Here is a 16,053-nt window from a genome sequence, read left to right on the forward strand (position 1 = left end):
TTTTGCTTTGCTACCGCTCTCTCACCCGTTTAGCCAATGCCCCGATGTATGCTTCCATTCTCGGCCTCGCCGCCGCTCTCGCCGCCCAGCCCGCACCCCAGACGACAGCCATTCAGCCGAAAACGCTGACGCTTGAGCGGGTGTTCGCCAGCCCCTCGCTCGGCGGGAGCGTGCCCCGGCTGCCGAAGCTCTCGCCCGACGGCAAGCTCGTGACCCTGCTGCGCAACCGCGCCGACGACCGCGAGCGCTACGACCTGTGGGCGATCAATCCCGCCACCGGCGCCGCTCGAATGCTGGTCGACAGCACGAAATTCGGCACCGGCGCCGCGCTGACCGAACAAGAACGGATGCAGCGCGAACGCGCCCGCATCGGTAATCTCAAGGGCATCGTCGCCTACGACTGGGCGCCCGACGGGAAGTCGCTGATCGTGCCCTTGGACGGCGACGTTTATCTCGCAGGACTTGACGGCAATGTCCGCCGCCTCACCACCACCAAGGAGCCCGAGCTCGACTCCACCGTGAGTGAGACAGGCCGCTTCGTCAGCTTCGTTCGTGACAAGGCACTGCACGTGCTCGACGTCGCCAGCGGCGCCGACAAGCAGGTCACCCCGGCGGGCAGCGACACGCTGAGCTGGGGCTTGGCCGAATTCATCGCCGGCGAAGAGCTGCAGCGCTTTCGCGGGCATTGGTGGTCGCCCAAGGACGACCGCATCGCCGTCGCGCGGGTGGACGAAAGCCCGGTTGAGCTGGCCACCCGCACGGCGATCGGCGCGGAGAAGACCACCACCGTTCAGCAGCGCTACCCTCGCGCGGGCACCGCAAACGCGATCGTCGACCTCTACCTCGTCAACCCCGACGGCAGCGCCATGGTCAAGGCCGACCTCGGCACCAACCCAGACGTATACCTCGCCCGCGTCGACTGGCTGCCCGACGGCAGCGGTCTTATCGTGCAGCGCGAAAGTCGCGACCAGAAGCGCCTCGACTACCTTCGCGTGAACGCCCGCACCGGCGCCTCGACCCTGCTGTTCGCCGACACGTCCGACACCTGGATCAACCTCAGCGAGGACTTGAAGCCGCTCAAGGTCGGCGGTTTCCTGTTCAGCTCCGAACGCTCAGGTTTCCGTCACCTCTACCGCTGGAACAACGGCCGGACGGAGCAGCTCACACGGGGTAATTGGGTGCTGGACGGCGTAACCGGCCTCGACGAGGCCTCCCACCGCGTCTTCTTCACCGCCAACCGGGAGCGAAGCTACGAGAAGCAGCTGTACGTCCTCGACTATGCCAAGCGCCGCGCGCAGCCGGTGCAGTTGACCGCCAATGGCACCAACAACTCGGTCAAGATGGACAAGACCGGCCGCCTGGCGCTGATCACCGCCAGCGGACCCGGCCAGCCCTCGCAGACCTGGCTCTCCAACGGAAATGGCAAGCGCCTGGCCTGGATCGAGCAGAACCTCGTCACGGGCAATCACCCTTACGCGCCTTATGCGGCAGCCGACGCGAGGCCTGAGTTCGGCCGTCTTCCGGCCGCGGACGGCACCACCATGCTCGACTATCGCATCCTGCGTCCGGTCCTCGCGGCAGGGCAGAAGGCGCCGGTCTTCTTCCGCGTCTATGGCGGCCCGCAGGCGCAGGACGTGCAGCAGGGCTGGGTCAGCCCGCTCGACCAGTGGCTGGTGCGCCAGGGCTTCATCGTCTTCGTCGTCGGCAACCGCGGGCAGGAGGGGCGGGGCACCGCCTTCCAGAAGCCCGCCTATCGCAAGCTGGGCGGAGTCGAGGTCGAAGACCAGCTCGCCGGCCTTACCTGGCTCAAGCGGCAACCGGGCGTCGACCCGGACAAGGTTGTCGTCCACGGCTGGTCCTACGGCGGCTACATGACCCTGAAGCTGCTGGAGGCCGCGCCGCACGCTTTCGCCGCCGGGATCGCCGGCGCGCCGGTCACGCGCTGGGACCTCTACGACACCCATTACAGCGAGCATTACATGGGCGATCCCAGGATGGACCGCGCGGCCTACGACCGCTCCGACGCGCTTCACGATGCATCCAGGATCGCCGACCCGCTGCTTCTGGTGCATGGGCTGAGCGACGATAACGTCTTGTTCGCCAATTCGACCGCCTTCATGGCGACCATGCAGGAGGCCAGGGTCCCGTTCGAAATGGCGGTCTATCCCGGCAAGACCCACAGCTTCGCGGGACCGAACATTCAGGTCGACCTGTGGCAGCGGATGATGGACTTCCTCGCCCGCCGCGACATCATCGCTCCGCGCAAGCCTCTGCAGTAAGCCGCCCGCCCTTGTTCCACGCGCCGGCGTGTGCATATCGGCCTGGAACGCCACCGCCTGATGGCGCGTCGGCCTAGCGGAGAATGTGCATGGGTTATCGGGTCGCCGTGGTCGGCGCGACGGGCAGTGTCGGGCGCGAGATGCTGCAGATCCTAGCCGAGCGGCAGTTCCCGCTCGATGAGGTGGCGGCGCTCGCCTCCTCGCGCAGCCAGGGTGACATCATCGATTTCGGTGACTCGGGCGAGACGCTGAAGGTCAACAACCTCGAGCATTTCGACTTCGAAGGCTGGGATATCGCGCTGTTCGCCGCGGGGTCCGAAGTTAGCAAGGTCCATGCTCCGCGCGCGGCGGCGGCGGGCTGCACCGTGATCGACAACAGCTCCTTCTTCCGCATGGACCCGGACGTCCCGCTGATCGTGCCCGAAGTGAACCCGGAGGCGATCACTGCCTATCGCGCCAAGAACATCATCGCCAATCCCAACTGCTCGACCGCGCAGATGGTCGTAGCCTTGAAGCCGCTCCACGACGTCGCCCGCATCAAGCGGGTGGTGGTCGCGACCTACCAATCGGTGTCGGGCGCCGGGAAGGCAGGCATGGACGAGCTGTTCAACCAGTCCCGCAACATCTTCGTCGGCGACAGTGCCGAGCCGCATCATTTCACCAAGCAGATCGCCTTCAACGTCATTCCGCAAATCGACAGCTTCCTCGACGATGGCTCGACGAAGGAAGAGTGGAAGATGGTGGTCGAGACCAAGAAGATCCTCGATCCCAAGATCAAGGTCACGGCCACCTGCGTTCGCGTGCCGGTGTTCGTCGGCCACTCGGAAGCGGTGAACGTCGAGTTCGAGGACGAAATCTCCGCCCAGCAGGCGCAGGAGATCCTGCGTGAGGCTCCGGGCGTCATGCTGGTCGATAAGCGCGAGCCGGGCGGCTACGTCACCCCTGTCGAGTGCGTCGGCGATTATGCCACCTTCGTCTCACGCGTCCGCGAGGACCCGACGGTAGACAATGGCCTCAGCCTGTGGGTGGTCAGCGACAATCTCCGCAAGGGCGCGGCGCTGAACGCCGTGCAAATCGCCGAACTGCTCGGCCGCAAGCACCTCCAAAAAGCCTGAGCAAGTCTCAGAAGGGGAAGAGAGCGTCGTAGATCTGCTGGCCCCAGCGCGCCTGCTGCGCGCTGGTCAGCTGGCCACGGCCACCGTAGAGCACTCGCGCTTCGGCGATCTGCGTGTGCTTGATGCTGTTGTCGCGGGTGATGTCCTGCGGGCGGATCAGACCGGTGATCACCAGTTCGCGCAGTTCATTGTCCACGCGCATTTCCTGCCGTCCGCGGATCATCAGATTGCCGTTGGGCAGCACGTCGGTCACGACAGCCGCCAAGGTCAGGTTGATCGTTTCCGATCGCGCGATGGTCCCGCTGCCCTGGCTGCCCGACTTGCTGCTGCCGGTCACCGATCCGCTGCTGTTCTTGCCCGGCAGGACCTTGTCGATCAATTTGTCGAGCCCGAGTAGCCCGGCGATCCCGGCCGTTTCGCTGCCCGTCCGATTGCGGGTGTTGGCATTGTCCATCGCGGCCTTGTCGGTAGTCTGCACCTTGATCGTCAGGATATCGCCCTTGGCGTAGGCCCGGTTGTCGCGGAACAGCCCCGCCGCGCCGGGCCTGAACAGCGATGCGGTCTGCAGTGGGGCAGTTTGCTCAGCCACGGGCGGAGGCGCTGGCGCTGGCGCGGCTCGGTCGCTTCGTCCGCTGCTTGCCAGGCTTGGCTCGATCGCCGGAGCAGGAACCTCGGTCGGTTTCGAGAAGCGCGGCGGCCTGCCGACGCTGGCGATCGTACCCGCAACGCCGCAGCCGCCAAGCGCCGCACACGCAATCAGAAGACCAATCCTGCGCATCTTCACTCACCCCCGAGGCGCACCGCGCCGCTGCCGACGACAATCCCGTCCAGCGTCCGGCTGGTCGGTACCGCGACCACCCGCACCAGGTCGCCCCTGCGCCCGTCGCCTAGCGCACGCCCTTGCGCGCGGATCAGCAGGGTACCGGAGCGGAAGCTGATGGTGACCGGCTCGCCACGCTTCACCAGCCGCGGCTCGGCTACGTCCGCGGCGCGAACCAGCGTTCCGGCCGGCAGCATTCTCAGTGCCTCCCTGCCGAGGATCTGCGCCGGTCCGGCGATCGGCAGCATGGGCGCCGGCCGCTCCTCCAGCACGAAGTCGCTCGCGCCGAGCAGATCGCCGCGCGCGACATCGTGCGCCAGCACCGGCAGCGGCGTGCCGAGCAACGCGAGTGCAAGCCCCAGCATCAGCGCATCTGCGTCGAGGTGGAGAGCATCTCGTCCACTGTCTTCACCACACGGCTGTTCATCTCATAGGCGCGCTGGGCGGTGATCAGCGCGGTGATCTCGCTCACCGGATTGACGTTGCTGGCCTCCAGATAGCCCTGGCGCAGTCCGCCGAAGCCCGGATCACCCGGGCTGGCCACGTTGGGCTGCCCGCTGGCCGAGGTCGCCAGGAACAGGTTGCCGCCCTGCGCCTCAAGCCCCGCTTCGTTGACGAAATTCGCCAGCTGCAACTGGCCGACGTCCTGCATGTCGGTCTGACCGTCCAGCTTGACCTGGACCTTGCCAGTCGGACTGATGACCACGTCGGTCGCTTGCGGGGGGATCGTGATCCCTGGCTGCACGGGGTAGCCGTCCGCCGTGACGAGCTCGCCCTGGTCCGACAGCTGGAACGACCCCGAGCGGGTATAAGCGGTCTCGCCATTCGGCATGGTGACCTGAAAATATCCCTGGCCCTGGATCGCCACGTCATAGCGGTTGGAGGTGCTGGTCATCGCGCCCTGTTCGGCGATACGATAGACACCGCCCGTGCGCACGCCCGCGCCGATCTGGATGCCGGACGGCGAGCGGGCTTCCTGACCGCCCGTCGAGGCGCCCGGCCGCTGCACCTGCTCGTAGAGCAGGTCCTGAAACTCCGCCCGCTGCCGTTTGTAGGCGGTGGTGTTCATGTTCGCGATATTGTTGGAAATGACATCCACATTGGTCTGCTGGGCAAGCATTCCGGTGGCGGCGATGGACAGGCTGCGCATGGCGGTTCCTCGTCTTTCGATTGCGTCTTAGTTGCGGAAGGAACTGAGCCGATCGAGCGCCCGCTTGCGCAGGTCGGCGATGGCATCGGCGAGATGTTGCGAGGTTTGATAGGCCCTCAGGACCTCTATCATCTGGGTCGTCTCGACGATCGGCTGGACATTGCTCCCTTCAAGCCCGCCCGAATGTAATTTGGTGTCCGCGGCGGAGAGTTCCTTGCCCGGTGACCTGGCGTCCAGCAGGCCGTCGCCGCGCGCCGTGAGCACGCTTTCATCCCCGAAGCGTGTGACAGACAGCCGCCCCAGTGGCCCGCTCGGCCCGTTCACGGTGCCATCGGTAAGGATCGCGACCCGTCCGGCGGCATCGGGTGGGATGCGGATGGCGCCGCCACCTTCACCTCGCACCGGCTGACCGGTCGCCGTGACCAATGTTCCGTCGTCCTGCACGGCAAGGCTGCCGGCCCGGGTGTAGGCGGTGCCACCGTTAGGCAGCGTCACGCCAAGATAGCCCGGGCCATCGATGGCGACGTCCAGGGGGTGGCCGGTGGCGTTGAACCCGCCGCCGCGACTGTCATGCACCGCTCCGTGGTCGAGCACGTAGGACACGGGCTTGCTGTCCTGCGGGACCTCGCCTTCGCTGGGCTTCACCATTTCCTCGAACATCGGCAATTCGCGTTTGAAACCGGTGGTCGACACGTTGGCGAGGTTGTTGGCTACCACGTCCATACGCCGTTGCAGCGCTTGTTCGTGGCTCAGCAGGACGTAGCTGGAAATGTCCATCGGCGGCTCGACCCCAAGAAAAGCGGGCTAGGCAAGTTCTGCCGGGTCCCGCCTCTATAATAGTCGGGTGGCGGCGCATCCGGTCGCGTCGCCGCCTTTTCTGCTCATGGGGGATCCAGTGGCGTCTGCCGACAAGGACAAGGAAGCGCCGGAAGCGGTCGCAGCAACGGAGACTGCCGAAGGGGAGGAGAGCGCCGTTGCGGCGTCCGCAAAGGGTGGCAAGAGCAAGCTGCTGATCATCGCTGCCGCGGCACTGCTGCTGCTTGGCGGCGGTGGCGGAGCCGCTTGGTTCTTTTTCCTCCGGGCTCCGGCCTCGGCCAGCCACGATCAGAAAGCCGAACCGGTCACCGCCGAGGAGCTCGTCGACGTGGCGGAAATGACGGTCAACCTGCGTACCAGCGATGGCGGCGCGAAAACGCTTCGAGTCCACCTGATGCTGGTGCCCGGAGACAAGAAAAAGGAAGAGATCACCGCCGCGCTGCCGTTGGTGATCGACGCTTTCCAGCCCTTCCTGCGTGAACTTCGGCCCGAAGACATCGCCGGCTCCGCCGCGACCTTCCGCATCAAGGAAGAAATGCTGGTCCGCGCGAATGCGGTGCTCGGACCCAAGTCGGTTCGCGACGTCCTTATCCAGGATCTGGTGCAGCAATGACCGACGACGACTTCGACCTGCCCGACCCGCCCGCCGCGCCACTGGCGGGGGAGGGCGGTGCCTTCGGCCAGGCCGACATCGATGCGTTGTTTGGTGACGTCGGAACGACCGCGCCCGCCCGAACCGGCTTGCGTGCGCTGATCGAGAATGACTCGGTGCGGCAGGAGCGCCTGCCGATGCTCGAGGTCATCTGCGACCGGGTCCTGCGCAGCTTTGCGACGGCGATGCGCAATCTCACCTCCGAAACCATCGATGTCAGCCTCGACGGGGTAAGCTCGGGCCGGTTCGGTGACCTGATGAACCATGCGCCGCTGCCGGCGATGTTCGGCGTATTCCGCATTCCCGAATGGGACGACTACGGTGTGATCATCGTGGAGCCGGCGCTCATCTACTCGTCGGTTGATGCCCTGCTTGGCGGCGGCAAATCGGGCGAGCGCCAACAACGCATCGAGGGCCGCGCCTTTACGCCCATCGAGACGGCGCTGGTCGGCAAGCTCATGCAGCTCGCGCTGGACGAGCTCGCTGCCTCCTTCGGATCGATCGCGGCCATCAGCATGGTGGTGGAGCGGATCGAGACCAGCCCTCGCTTCGCGGCCATCGTTGGGCCGACCACTACCACCGCCGTGTGCAGCTACGGCGTCGAGATCGAAGGCAAGTTGGGCCGCTTCACGGTCCTGCTTCCCCATCCCTGCATCGAACCGGTGCGGGACAAGCTGCTGCAGCGATTCATGGGCGAAAAGTCGGGCGGCGACGCGGGCTGGACCAGCCATTTCGAGCGCGAACTGCGGAGCATGCCGCTCGACCTTGCGGCCCGCCTGTCTGACCGCGAACTGGCCTATCACGATGTCCGCCAATGGCAGGTCGGCGACGTCGTTCCGCTTGGCGTTGGACCCGACGATCCGCTCACGCTCGTCGTCGAGGGACTGCCGCTCGCCGCCGGACTCATCGGTCGCAAGGGCAGCGCCGCGGCCGTTCGTCTTACATCTGCCTGGGGTTCCGCGTCATGAGCATTGCAACCACCGTCAACCTGGTCCTCGTCATCCTCTGCCTGGCTGTGCTGGTGCAATGCCATCGCATGATGCGAAGTCTCGATGGTTTCCGCCGGGCAGACCTTCCCGGTACCGCGGCCGCGCTGGAGACTGCGACGACCGAAGCCTGCCGGGTGCTCGAGCAGCTTCGCCGACTGCTTTCCGAGGAAACCCCGTCCAAGCTGCGCGCCCTGGGTGAGGCGGAGCGGATCGGTGATGAGTTGGCCGTGATGATTGGCATCGCTAACGCCAGCGCGGACCGGCTGCTGGAAACGGCCAAGACTGCGCGCAAGCCGACCCGCTCGCGCGAGGCAAAGGCGGCAGCATGAAGATCCGCTTCTCTCTTCTGGCGATGACCGCGGCTACTGCTGGCCTGTCGGCACTTGCCAATGCGATCACCGGTGCCGCCGAGCCGACCCGGCTTGGTGCCTCGATCGGTGACGATCTCGCCGCCCGTGACCGGCAGGCGGCGCAGAAAGCTCGCGGGCTCGACCTGCGCGAGCAGGCGGCCCGCGCGGCCGAGGCGCGGCTGCGCGCTTCCGGCACCAACCCCACCGCTCCGCCTTCGCCATCCGCGCAAGCCGCCGCGGCGAAAGCGAGCGACGAACAGCGCTATGCCGAGCTTGCCCGCATCTACCAGGCGATGAAGCCAAAGGCCGCGGCGCAGGTGCTTCAGCATTTGGCGCTCACTCTCCAGGTCGAGGTCGCCAGGCGGATGCGCGAACGCTCAACCGCGCTCATCCTGGCGGCAATGGATCCAACCAACGCGGCGCAACTGACCACCGCGATGGCCCGTCAGGGCAGCGACAAGCCGGGCTGGATGGCGCTATCGGGGGAGGAGCATGCGGCAGCCGGGGCAGGGGCGAAGCTTCCCGCCGCGGCACCGCGCTGAGTTCAGGCGGGTTGGGCTTGAACCCTTGTCAGCAGGACCTTGGCTACGGTCGGCACAGCCTGCCGAACTGCCTGGTCGAGGTCGCGCGACAGCGCCTCTGCGTTAACGGCGGCGTAGGGCGCGGCGCGCAGCCGGGCATGTTCGCTCAAGGCGCTGATTGCAGCCGCGCGGATCAGCGGGATGTTCTGGTCGAGCGACGCTTCATCGGCGCCGCTCACTGCCAGCGACACCTTCAGCTGCCCCTGGATCTGCCCGCTGTCCACGATTGCCACTGCCATGGGCGCGAGCGGCTTGATGGCCGCGTCCGACGGCGGAGCAGCGCCATTGCTGGCCGCCATCAGGACAAGCGCAATGGGCAGAATGAAGGGGCGGTGACGAAGCACAGTGGTTCGGGTCCGGATCGCAATTGTAGGTTCGCGCCCGCGTTACGCGCGCGAATCTTTCTATAGTGGAAGCAGACATCCTTAACGGAACGCATGATGAGCAATGACGCCATTCCCAAGCTTCGGGTGATCGACGGAGGCGGTCGCGCTGCTCGTCCTACGGTCGCTCCGCCCATCAATGCTCAGGCGACTGAAAAAGTGGAAGCAGCTGCCAAGGTCTCGTCGGTCTCGTGGTTGCTGGTCGTCCTGTTCCTGATTGCCGCCGTTGCGGGTGGCGCTGCGGTGCCGCTGCTGCAAGATCTGCTCCTTCGATGACCGTCGCTGCTCTACTGCTGTCCGTCAGCGTCATTCATGGCGCGCCGCTGGCAGCGCTCGCACCCTCGCTCCAGGACAGCGCGATCACTGATCCTCGCGACTGGCGTCGCGAGCCCGCCGAAAAGCTCACCGCCGCACTCGCGGTGGCAAGCCCAGCCGAACGCCAGCAGGTCCGCTGGCGATACGCGCTTTCGTCACTGGCAGAGGGCCGCCCTGAGGTTGCACTGGCTGCGCTCCAGGTGATGCAGATCGACGAGCCCGATCTCGCCCTTTCCGCCGCATTCCAGCTTGCACGCGGCCGCGCCCTTGCCGAACTCGGCCGGGGAACGGACTCGGCTGCGGTGCTGTCCGGACCGGCGCTTGCCCACAATCCGGAAGCCTGCGCCTGGCGGTTGCGCGCTTTCGAGGCGGCGGGCGCGCCGCCACTCGCCCTCGCGGAACTGTCCTGCGCCAAGCCGGCGCTTCGGGCGCGCGCGGTGCCGGACCGCGCGGCGTTCCTCCTCGCCGCCTCCCGTGCTGCCCTCGCGGCTGGACGGCCAGACGCCGCCCTCGACCTCCTTCGCTTCGTTGCTGAGCACCTGCCCGAGGCCCGCCTGCTCCGCGCCCGAGCGCTGCTGGCGCAAGGACAGGGGTTGGCGGCGCTTGGGATCTTCAATGGTTTGGCGGCCAGCCCCGATCCGCGGATCGTCTCCGCCGCCGAGCTCGGCAGCATCGAAGCCGGGCTTGCCACGCACCGCCTGGCAGCGAGCCCGGCGCTCGGTCGTCTCAGTCGCTTGACCTTTCACTGGCGAGGCGACGCCATCGAACGCCAGGCGCTGTTCGATCGCTTCGCATTGGCGACCAGCCTGCGGAACCCTTCCGCGCAGCTTTCGTCCGCCGCAACGCTCGTCCGCTATCGCGCGGCGGGCGGCGGTCTCGCGGCCGTCCTTGCCAGCGCACAGGAAACCCTCGCCGGCCTGCTGACGCCTGGAAGCAAGGTATCCCTAGCCGACGCTGCGGGCCTTTACTGGGACTATCGTGACCTGGGCCCGAACGGAGCGGCGGGCGATGCGCTCGCCTGGCAACTCGCCGACCGATTGCAGGAAGCACAGCTCTACGCCCGTGCCGCCGACCTCCTCCAGCATCAGCTGGTGGAGCGCGCCCGTGACGTCGCGCAGGGTCCGGTGTCAGTCCGCGTCGCGCGGCTGTGGATCCTCGCCGGCCACCCCGACAGGGCGCTCGAAGCGCTGCACTTGTCGACCGATGTGATCTTCCCCCCGGCCATGCTTCAGGCGCGCCAGCGAATGGAAGCGATCGCGCTTCACCAGCTTGGCCGCACCGGCGAGGCGCTCGCCATCTTGCAGTCCGTGCCCGGCTCCGGCGCCCTGCAGGCCGAACTCATGTGGAAACAGCACAGCTGGGCGGCCTATGCCGCGGCCGCCGATCCGCATCTCCCGCCACCGCACGCCCTGTCGGAGGTTCAACAGGCGCTGGTCCTCAGGCAGGCGGTCACCCTTGGCATGCTCGGCCGCGAAGCGCCGCTCGCCGCCTTGCGCCAGCGCTATGCCGCGGCTTTTGCGGATCTGCCCACCGCCCGCGCCTTCGACCAACTGACCCGCCCGTCGGGAGAAATCGACGCTGCGGGTCTGAGCGATGCGCTTGCGGCTCTGCCGACCGCCAGTCCGGCCGGTGACATGGCTGACCTGATCGAGCTTTCCCCGCCCGCCAGACGCGGCGGCTAGCGCAGGTAGTTCACCAGGCTCAGGCCCGACAGCTTGGCAAAGACCGAATAGCTGGCCTGCAATGCCGTTTGCCGCAGTGTCAGTTTGCTGGCTACCTCGGCCATGTCGGCATCCTCGTTCTTGGAGATGAGGTCCTGAAGAATGGTCGAGCGTTCGGAGGCGCGGTCTGCCAGCGTGTCGACCTGGGCCTGGCGTCGCCCGTTCTCCGACGATTGCGCGCGCAGCTGCTTGATTCCGCTGTCGAGCTTGGCAGCAGCGGTCTGCAGCGCCGCAGATTGGGCGGCGGTCGGAACCGTCCCGATCGTGCCTGCCTCGGCAAGTGTGCGGAACGCCTCGAAGACATCGGAACCGATGTCGCTGGCGACGATCCCAACCGTAACGTCCAGCCCGTCGGCGACGCGCGCGGTGGACTTGACCTGGTCATTCGTGAAAGCGGCGGAGGTGGCCATTCCGATCGTGTCGGCCAGTGTGGCGGGCTTGAACGGCAGATCCACCTGCGCCCCCCCGAACAGCGGCGCTCCGCCCTCGTCGGCGTTCATGGCGACGCGGAACGTCTGGAATGCCTCGTCGATGATCCCCTGAAGCCCATCGGTGCGGCCCTCGCCGATACCCTTGAGCAGCTGGGTCTTGAGGGAGCCAAGGGAATCGTCCGCCGCGGTCAGGTGACTGTCGACCAGTGCCAGCGTGCTCTTCAGTCGGTTGGCGACCACCGCCTCCGATTGCTGCCGGGCAAGCAAACTGCGGGCGGAAAGCGTCCGCACGGCCTCGCTGCCGAGGGCCGAAAGCGTGGTCGCCTTCTTGCCGCTGGCCATTTGCTGCTGCGCTTCTGCCAGTCGCAATTGCGACTGCCCGATGGCATCGAACAGGGTGCGCTGAAGCGGAATGGTAGCGATGCGGACCATGAGTTGCGTTCCTTACTTCACCATGCCGAGCAGCGTGTCGTACATTTGCGTCGCCGTGGTCATGACCCGGGCCGATGCCGAATAGCTGTTCTGCAGCACCACCAGCCGCGACAGTTCCTCGTCGATGTTCACGCCCGAATATTCATCGCGCCGATTGACCGCGTCGGTCTTCCGGGCCTCGCTGTCGCCGAGGGCGGAGTCCGCCTGCGAGGATTGCTGAGCGGCCCGGCCGAATACCAAGGTCGTCATGCGATTGACTGACAAGGTACCGGCCGGACCGAGATCACGGCTCGCCGCCAGTTGATCAACCAGGTCCGTCGCCCCGCGTGTGTCGCCGGGTCCAAGGGCGCGCTGGCCGATCGCCGCCGTCTGATCGAAGCGGGCCAGCGGCAGGCGCTGGGCCGATGCGAGGATGTCGCTCCGCACCGCCGCTGCGCGCAAAGTGGAACGGCTGTCATCGAGGCCGACGAGCGAAGAGAAGGAGCGGCCCGTTCCCAGCCGGTCGGTCGAGTCCGTGATGACGCTGACCGTTGCAGTGGGAATGCTCGGATCCGGGGTGAACGCCACTCGCCCGCGCGGATCGAGTGCGAAGCTCCCGTAAGCGGCAGCCGGGCCGGCGTTGAGCGAGCTCACCAAGTCGCCCATGGTGCCACCCGATACCGGCGCTAGCGTTTCCTGCGCGAGCGTCCGACCACGCGGATCGCGGATCACCAGCTGCATGGTCTGCCCAGTGCTGAAACCGTGCGGATCGGCAGTGGTCAGTCCGCTCGGCGTCAAGGTTCGCGACGGATCGACGACCAGGTCGTTCAGGCCGAAAAATTGCGAAAAGCCGACGCCGGCGCGGAGCGAAGGGTCGGTACTGTCCTGCGCCACCACGACGCCATTGCCGGTGCCCGATGCATTCAAGGTCAGGCGCCCGTTGGAAAATGTCGCTGTGGCCGATCCGCCCAGGCCCGCGTTGATCGCAGCAACGGCGTCGGCCACCGTGCCGCCCGCGCCAAGCGCACCGAAGTCGACGGTGGCTCGGGCAACAAGCGCACCGCTTGCCGAGGTGACCGCGAACACGGCTTTGCCGCTGAAGCCCAGCCGGTCGCCTGCGTATAATCCTGTCTGTCCACCCGCCAGGGCTGCCGGTGGCGGAACAGTGGTGCTGGCATTGCTTGCTGCATTGAGCGCCTCGGCAAGCCCACCGAACAATTGTCCGACCTGACTGGCGAACTCGGGAAGCGTGCGGTCACGCAACTCCAGCAGTCCGCCGAGCTTGCCGCCCACGCCGGCAGTGTCGATCCGCTCGCCGGTCGCGGCGCCAGGGCTGCCGTCCGGATTGACGAAGCGCACGTCGATCGAAGGATAGGAAGGCTGGTCGACCCCGTCGCCCGATCCCGCGGCATAGCTCAGCATGCGCGGCTTGCGATCGACCAGCACCGTTCCGCTTGCGGTATCGAGGGAGATGCGGCCGTCCGGCTGCTCGCGCGTGGTGACCTTGATGAGCGACGACAGCTGCTCGATCGCGCTCATCCGCAGATCCTTGGCACCGCCCGCGTTGCTGCCTTGCGCCAGCTGCCGCGACACGGTGTCGTTAAGGGTGCTGATCCGGCCCAGCAGGTCGTTGATGCTCTCGACCGTATTCCCGACTTCGCTCTCGGCGTCCATCCGCAAGGTGGTCGCGTCGCTCTCCACCTGCTGCAGCGCCTGGACTGAGTCTTGGACCTGCGCCGTGAAGGTTCGGATCGACTGCTCCGACGCGCCGCTGCCGGTCATGGTCGTGGCGGCGCCCTGCAGCGCGTCCAGGCGCGCCGAAACGCTCGAAGCGGAGCCCGGGGCGCCCAACATCGACTGCAGCCGGCCAAGGTAATCCGACGTCACCGCCGCCTGGCCCCAGTCACCGGAGCGCCGATAGACGTTTGCCTCCAGGAAACGGTTGGCGACCCGGTCGGGCTCGCCCACCCGCACGCCAGTCACCCGGCCGCCGGTCACGCCCGTGCTGAGCGAGATTTCCTCGCGTGCGTAGCCGGGCGTCGAGACGTTCGCGATATTGTTGGAGGTGGAACGCATCCCCGCCTGGGCGGCGTTGAGTCCGCTCAGCGCACTGCCGAGGATGTCCGACAGCGACATCGATCTAGCGCTTCAGGTTGCTGAGTTCCTGCAGCATGTCGTCCACCGTCGTGATGATCTTGGACGACGCGCTGTAGGCCCGCTGGAAGCGGATCATGTTGGTGAATTCCTGGGCCAGATCGACGTTTGATGCCTCCAGCGTCGAGCTCGAGATACTGCCCGAACCGAGTGCGCCGGGCTGGTTGATCGCCGCGCTCCCGCTGAGGCCCGAGACGGAATAGGCGTTGCCGGTCAGCCGCGTCAGCCCGTCCGGATTCTGGAAGGTGGCGACCGGCAGCTGGTAGACGGCGCGTGCCGTTCCGTCCTCGAAGATGGCGCTAACCACGCCTTTGTCGCTCACTTCGATCGATGCGATGTTGCCGAGCAATCCACCGTCCACCGACGAGCTGATCAGCGCCGACGTGCCGCCGAACTGGGTAAGCCCGTCGAGGCCGCCGTTGCTGCCCAGCGCCAGCGAGATCGGCTGCGCTCCCGCCCCGTTGGTCCAGCTCGGCGTGATCGGCGCGAACAGGGCAGGGGACGACCCGGTGACGTTGAGGCTGCCGTCTGGATTGAACGCAAGCGTACCATTGACCAGCAGCCCGCCAGTCGCGCTGACGTCACTGGCGGACACGGCATACGCTTCCGTCTGCCAGCTGTTCGCACCCGTCTTCAGGAAACCGACAGTCACCCGGTGCGCGCCGCCTTGAGCGTCATACACGTCGAGGGTCCGGCTGAAGGTCGGCGGTGTGGTTCCACTCGCCATGTCACCAGCGGCATAGGTCCCGCTGAACGCGGTGGCGTCAGATTGGAGATTGGCGCGCATCTGGATCTTGGTGGTGGGCGTCGCCGAGCCCGTCAGCTCGCTCAACCGCACCGGCTCAAGCGCACCAAGGTTGCCGGTGTCCGTATATTTGCCCTGCGCGTCGAGCCGCCAACCCTGGAGATAATAGCCGCTGGTGTTGCGGAGGAATCCCTGGAGGTCCGGCTTGAATGCGCCCGCGCGGGTGAAGGCCACGTCACTTCCCGGATCCTCACCGCTGCGAACCACGAAGAAGCCCGCGCCGTCGATCGCCAGGTCGGTCTGGTTGGCGCTGGCCTGGAGCAGGCCCTGCTTGGAGATGAGCGCCTGCGGAGCGGCCGCGACTCCGCCCGCCGAATAGCTGCTCTTCATGCGTCCGTCGGTGACCAGTGTGCTGAATTCGGTCGCCACTCCCTTGTAGCCGACCGTGTTGATGTTGGTGATGTTGTCGGCGACCGTCGCCATCGCGCTTGATTGCGCGCCGAGGCCCGACACACCGGCATAAAGTGCGGAATAAAGGCTCAACTCACGTCTCCCCAGCACCCGGCCGCTTTGCACGGGGCTTTCAGGACACATCATAGGAAGGCCGCGGCATCCGCCCGCAACACAGGCAAAAATTGCCCCCTCGCGTCGCGGTGAGCGCTGCCCGCCTATGATGAGCCTGTCAGTTGCAAGGAGGCACGCCATGACGCTGCGCATCGCGCTCAAGGACGGAGAGAAAGTGGTGCTGAACGGCGCGGTGCTGCGCAGTGTCGGCCGCACCGAGCTGCTCGTCGAAAGCAAGGCTGCACTGCTCCGCGGACGGGAGATCATGTCGCCCGAAGACGCGGTCACCCCCGCGCAGCAGCTCTACTTTCACACCATGATGGCCTACATCGATCCCGAGCGGCGCGAGCTTCACCAGCGTGGCGTAGTCGACTGCCTCGGCCAGGTTGCGCGGCTGCTCGCCTCACCCGATGCCAACAGGCTGGCGATGAGCTTCGCTGGCCATGCCGCGGGCATGCAATATTACCGCGCGCTGACCGATTGCCGCCAGCTTATCGCTCAGGAGAAAGAGGTGCTTGCCGCAGTCGACGTGCCCGCATTGGCGATCGCCGAACCGGTCACCGCCGCAGCGGCCTGA

At 66.6% G+C, this 16,053-nt stretch carries 17 protein-coding genes; 9 read left to right on the top strand and 8 right to left on the bottom strand.

Annotation, left to right across the window (positions count from 1 at the left end; genetic code table 11):
- Positions 1–44 precede the first annotated feature (44 nt).
- Together M8312_RS02340 and M8312_RS02345 are read left to right on the top strand one after the other, a co-directional pair.
- Positions 45–2,279, top strand: coding sequence for a S9 family peptidase (locus tag M8312_RS02340; RefSeq protein WP_250118785.1), 2,235 nt, complete (start codon positions 45–47; stop codon positions 2,277–2,279).
- An 89-nt stretch (positions 2,280–2,368) separates the two neighbouring features.
- Positions 2,369–3,394 carry an aspartate-semialdehyde dehydrogenase gene (locus tag M8312_RS02345; protein WP_250118786.1) on the top strand — a complete coding sequence of 342 codons (1,026 nt, stop codon included), beginning with the start codon at positions 2,369–2,371 and terminating at the stop codon, positions 3,392–3,394.
- A gap of 7 nt (positions 3,395–3,401) precedes the next feature.
- Here M8312_RS02345 and flgH read toward each other — a convergent pair whose 3' ends face one another.
- The 4 genes from flgH to M8312_RS02365 are packed head-to-tail and all read right to left on the bottom strand — an operon-like array spanning position 3,402 to position 6,141.
- Entirely contained in the window at positions 3,402–4,172 is a 771-nt protein-coding gene (gene flgH, locus M8312_RS02350; RefSeq protein WP_250119820.1) for a flagellar basal body L-ring protein FlgH, read from the bottom strand.
- A 2-nt stretch (positions 4,173–4,174) separates the two neighbouring features.
- Complete coding sequence (flgA, locus tag M8312_RS02355) at positions 4,175–4,579, bottom strand: flagellar basal body P-ring formation chaperone FlgA (RefSeq protein ID WP_250118787.1); 405 nt, start codon at positions 4,577–4,579, stop codon at positions 4,175–4,177.
- Positions 4,579–5,364 carry a flagellar basal-body rod protein FlgG gene (gene flgG, locus M8312_RS02360; RefSeq protein ID WP_250118788.1) on the bottom strand — a complete coding sequence of 262 codons (786 nt, stop codon included), beginning with the start codon at positions 5,362–5,364 and terminating at the stop codon, positions 4,579–4,581. The genes flgA and flgG overlap by 1 nt, the downstream gene beginning before the upstream one ends.
- Positions 5,365–5,391: 27 nt before the next feature.
- Complete coding sequence (locus M8312_RS02365) at positions 5,392–6,141, bottom strand: flagellar hook basal-body protein (RefSeq protein ID WP_250118789.1); 750 nt, start codon at positions 6,139–6,141, stop codon at positions 5,392–5,394.
- A gap of 118 nt (positions 6,142–6,259) precedes the next feature.
- Here M8312_RS02365 and M8312_RS02370 point away from each other — a divergent pair, with 118 nt between their 5' ends.
- The 4 genes from M8312_RS02370 to M8312_RS02385 are packed head-to-tail and all read left to right on the top strand — an operon-like array spanning position 6,260 to position 8,713.
- Positions 6,260–6,793: a flagellar basal body-associated FliL family protein gene (locus M8312_RS02370; protein WP_250118790.1), complete on the top strand. Its 534-nt coding sequence runs from the start codon at positions 6,260–6,262 to the stop codon at positions 6,791–6,793.
- Entirely contained in the window at positions 6,790–7,800 is a 1,011-nt protein-coding gene (locus tag M8312_RS02375) for a FliM/FliN family flagellar motor switch protein (protein WP_250118791.1), read from the top strand. The genes M8312_RS02370 and M8312_RS02375 overlap by 4 nt, the downstream gene beginning before the upstream one ends.
- Positions 7,797–8,150 carry a DUF6468 domain-containing protein gene (locus M8312_RS02380; RefSeq protein WP_250118792.1) on the top strand — a complete coding sequence of 118 codons (354 nt, stop codon included), beginning with the start codon at positions 7,797–7,799 and terminating at the stop codon, positions 8,148–8,150. Before M8312_RS02375 ends, M8312_RS02380 begins: the two co-directional genes overlap by 4 nt.
- Complete coding sequence (locus M8312_RS02385; protein ID WP_250118793.1) at positions 8,147–8,713, top strand: MotE family protein; 567 nt, start codon at positions 8,147–8,149, stop codon at positions 8,711–8,713. Before M8312_RS02380 ends, M8312_RS02385 begins: the two co-directional genes overlap by 4 nt.
- A gap of 2 nt (positions 8,714–8,715) precedes the next feature.
- On the opposite strand, the gene M8312_RS02390 is transcribed toward M8312_RS02385, so the two are convergent.
- Positions 8,716–9,096, bottom strand: coding sequence for a hypothetical protein (locus M8312_RS02390; RefSeq protein ID WP_250118794.1), 381 nt, complete (start codon positions 9,094–9,096; stop codon positions 8,716–8,718).
- 93 nt (positions 9,097–9,189) lie between these two features.
- On the opposite strand from M8312_RS02390, the gene M8312_RS02395 reads away from it, so the two are divergent.
- Positions 9,190–9,411 carry a hypothetical protein gene (locus M8312_RS02395; protein ID WP_250118795.1) on the top strand — a complete coding sequence of 74 codons (222 nt, stop codon included), beginning with the start codon at positions 9,190–9,192 and terminating at the stop codon, positions 9,409–9,411.
- The gene (locus M8312_RS02400) at positions 9,408–11,132 is read left to right on the top strand and encodes a hypothetical protein (RefSeq protein WP_250118796.1); all 1,725 of its coding nucleotides are present in this window, start codon (positions 9,408–9,410) and stop codon (positions 11,130–11,132) included. The genes M8312_RS02395 and M8312_RS02400 overlap by 4 nt, the downstream gene beginning before the upstream one ends.
- On the opposite strand, the gene M8312_RS02405 is transcribed toward M8312_RS02400, so the two are convergent.
- Genes M8312_RS02405 through flgE form a run of 3 tightly spaced genes read right to left on the bottom strand, consistent with a single transcriptional unit; the run spans position 11,129 to position 15,455 of the window.
- The gene (locus M8312_RS02405; protein ID WP_250118797.1) at positions 11,129–12,034 is read right to left on the bottom strand and encodes a flagellin; all 906 of its coding nucleotides are present in this window, start codon (positions 12,032–12,034) and stop codon (positions 11,129–11,131) included. The genes M8312_RS02400 and M8312_RS02405 overlap by 4 nt on opposite strands.
- A gap of 12 nt (positions 12,035–12,046) precedes the next feature.
- Positions 12,047–14,149 (bottom strand): FlgK family flagellar hook-associated protein, encoded by a 2,103-nt coding sequence (locus M8312_RS02410; protein WP_250118798.1) that lies wholly within the window; start codon positions 14,147–14,149, stop codon positions 12,047–12,049.
- A 4-nt stretch (positions 14,150–14,153) separates the two neighbouring features.
- Positions 14,154–15,455, bottom strand: coding sequence for a flagellar hook protein FlgE (gene flgE / locus M8312_RS02415; protein ID WP_284070195.1), 1,302 nt, complete (start codon positions 15,453–15,455; stop codon positions 14,154–14,156).
- A gap of 160 nt (positions 15,456–15,615) precedes the next feature.
- Here flgE and M8312_RS02420 point away from each other — a divergent pair, with 160 nt between their 5' ends.
- Positions 15,616–16,053 (top strand): flagellar biosynthesis repressor FlbT, encoded by a 438-nt coding sequence (locus M8312_RS02420; protein WP_250118799.1) that lies wholly within the window; start codon positions 15,616–15,618, stop codon positions 16,051–16,053.

The organism is Sphingomonas sp. KRR8, from assembly GCF_023559245.1.
GTDB lineage: Bacteria > Pseudomonadota > Alphaproteobacteria > Sphingomonadales > Sphingomonadaceae > Sphingomicrobium.

Bases quoted from the DNA above. Each gene is read 5' to 3' on its own strand.
- M8312_RS02365 (WP_250118789.1), bottom strand. From the start codon at position 6,141: ATGGACATTTCCAGCTACGTCCTGCTGAGCCACGAACAAGCGCTGCAA.
- M8312_RS02385 (WP_250118793.1), top strand. From the start codon at position 8,147: ATGAAGATCCGCTTCTCTCTTCTGGCGATGACCGCGGCTACTGCTGGC.
- M8312_RS02395 (WP_250118795.1), top strand. From the start codon at position 9,190: ATGATGAGCAATGACGCCATTCCCAAGCTTCGGGTGATCGACGGAGGC.
- flgH (WP_250119820.1), bottom strand. From the start codon at position 4,172: ATGCGCAGGATTGGTCTTCTGATTGCGTGTGCGGCGCTTGGCGGCTGC.
- M8312_RS02340 (WP_250118785.1), top strand. From the start codon at position 45: ATGTATGCTTCCATTCTCGGCCTCGCCGCCGCTCTCGCCGCCCAGCCC.
- M8312_RS02400 (WP_250118796.1), top strand. From the start codon at position 9,408: ATGACCGTCGCTGCTCTACTGCTGTCCGTCAGCGTCATTCATGGCGCG.
- flgA (WP_250118787.1), bottom strand. From the start codon at position 4,579: ATGCTGGGGCTTGCACTCGCGTTGCTCGGCACGCCGCTGCCGGTGCTG.
- M8312_RS02405 (WP_250118797.1), bottom strand. From the start codon at position 12,034: ATGGTCCGCATCGCTACCATTCCGCTTCAGCGCACCCTGTTCGATGCC.
- flgG (WP_250118788.1), bottom strand. From the start codon at position 5,364: ATGCGCAGCCTGTCCATCGCCGCCACCGGAATGCTTGCCCAGCAGACC.
- M8312_RS02375 (WP_250118791.1), top strand. From the start codon at position 6,790: ATGACCGACGACGACTTCGACCTGCCCGACCCGCCCGCCGCGCCACTG.
- M8312_RS02420 (WP_250118799.1), top strand. From the start codon at position 15,616: ATGACGCTGCGCATCGCGCTCAAGGACGGAGAGAAAGTGGTGCTGAAC.
- M8312_RS02380 (WP_250118792.1), top strand. From the start codon at position 7,797: ATGAGCATTGCAACCACCGTCAACCTGGTCCTCGTCATCCTCTGCCTG.
- M8312_RS02410 (WP_250118798.1), bottom strand. From the start codon at position 14,149: ATGTCGCTGTCGGACATCCTCGGCAGTGCGCTGAGCGGACTCAACGCC.
- M8312_RS02345 (WP_250118786.1), top strand. From the start codon at position 2,369: ATGGGTTATCGGGTCGCCGTGGTCGGCGCGACGGGCAGTGTCGGGCGC.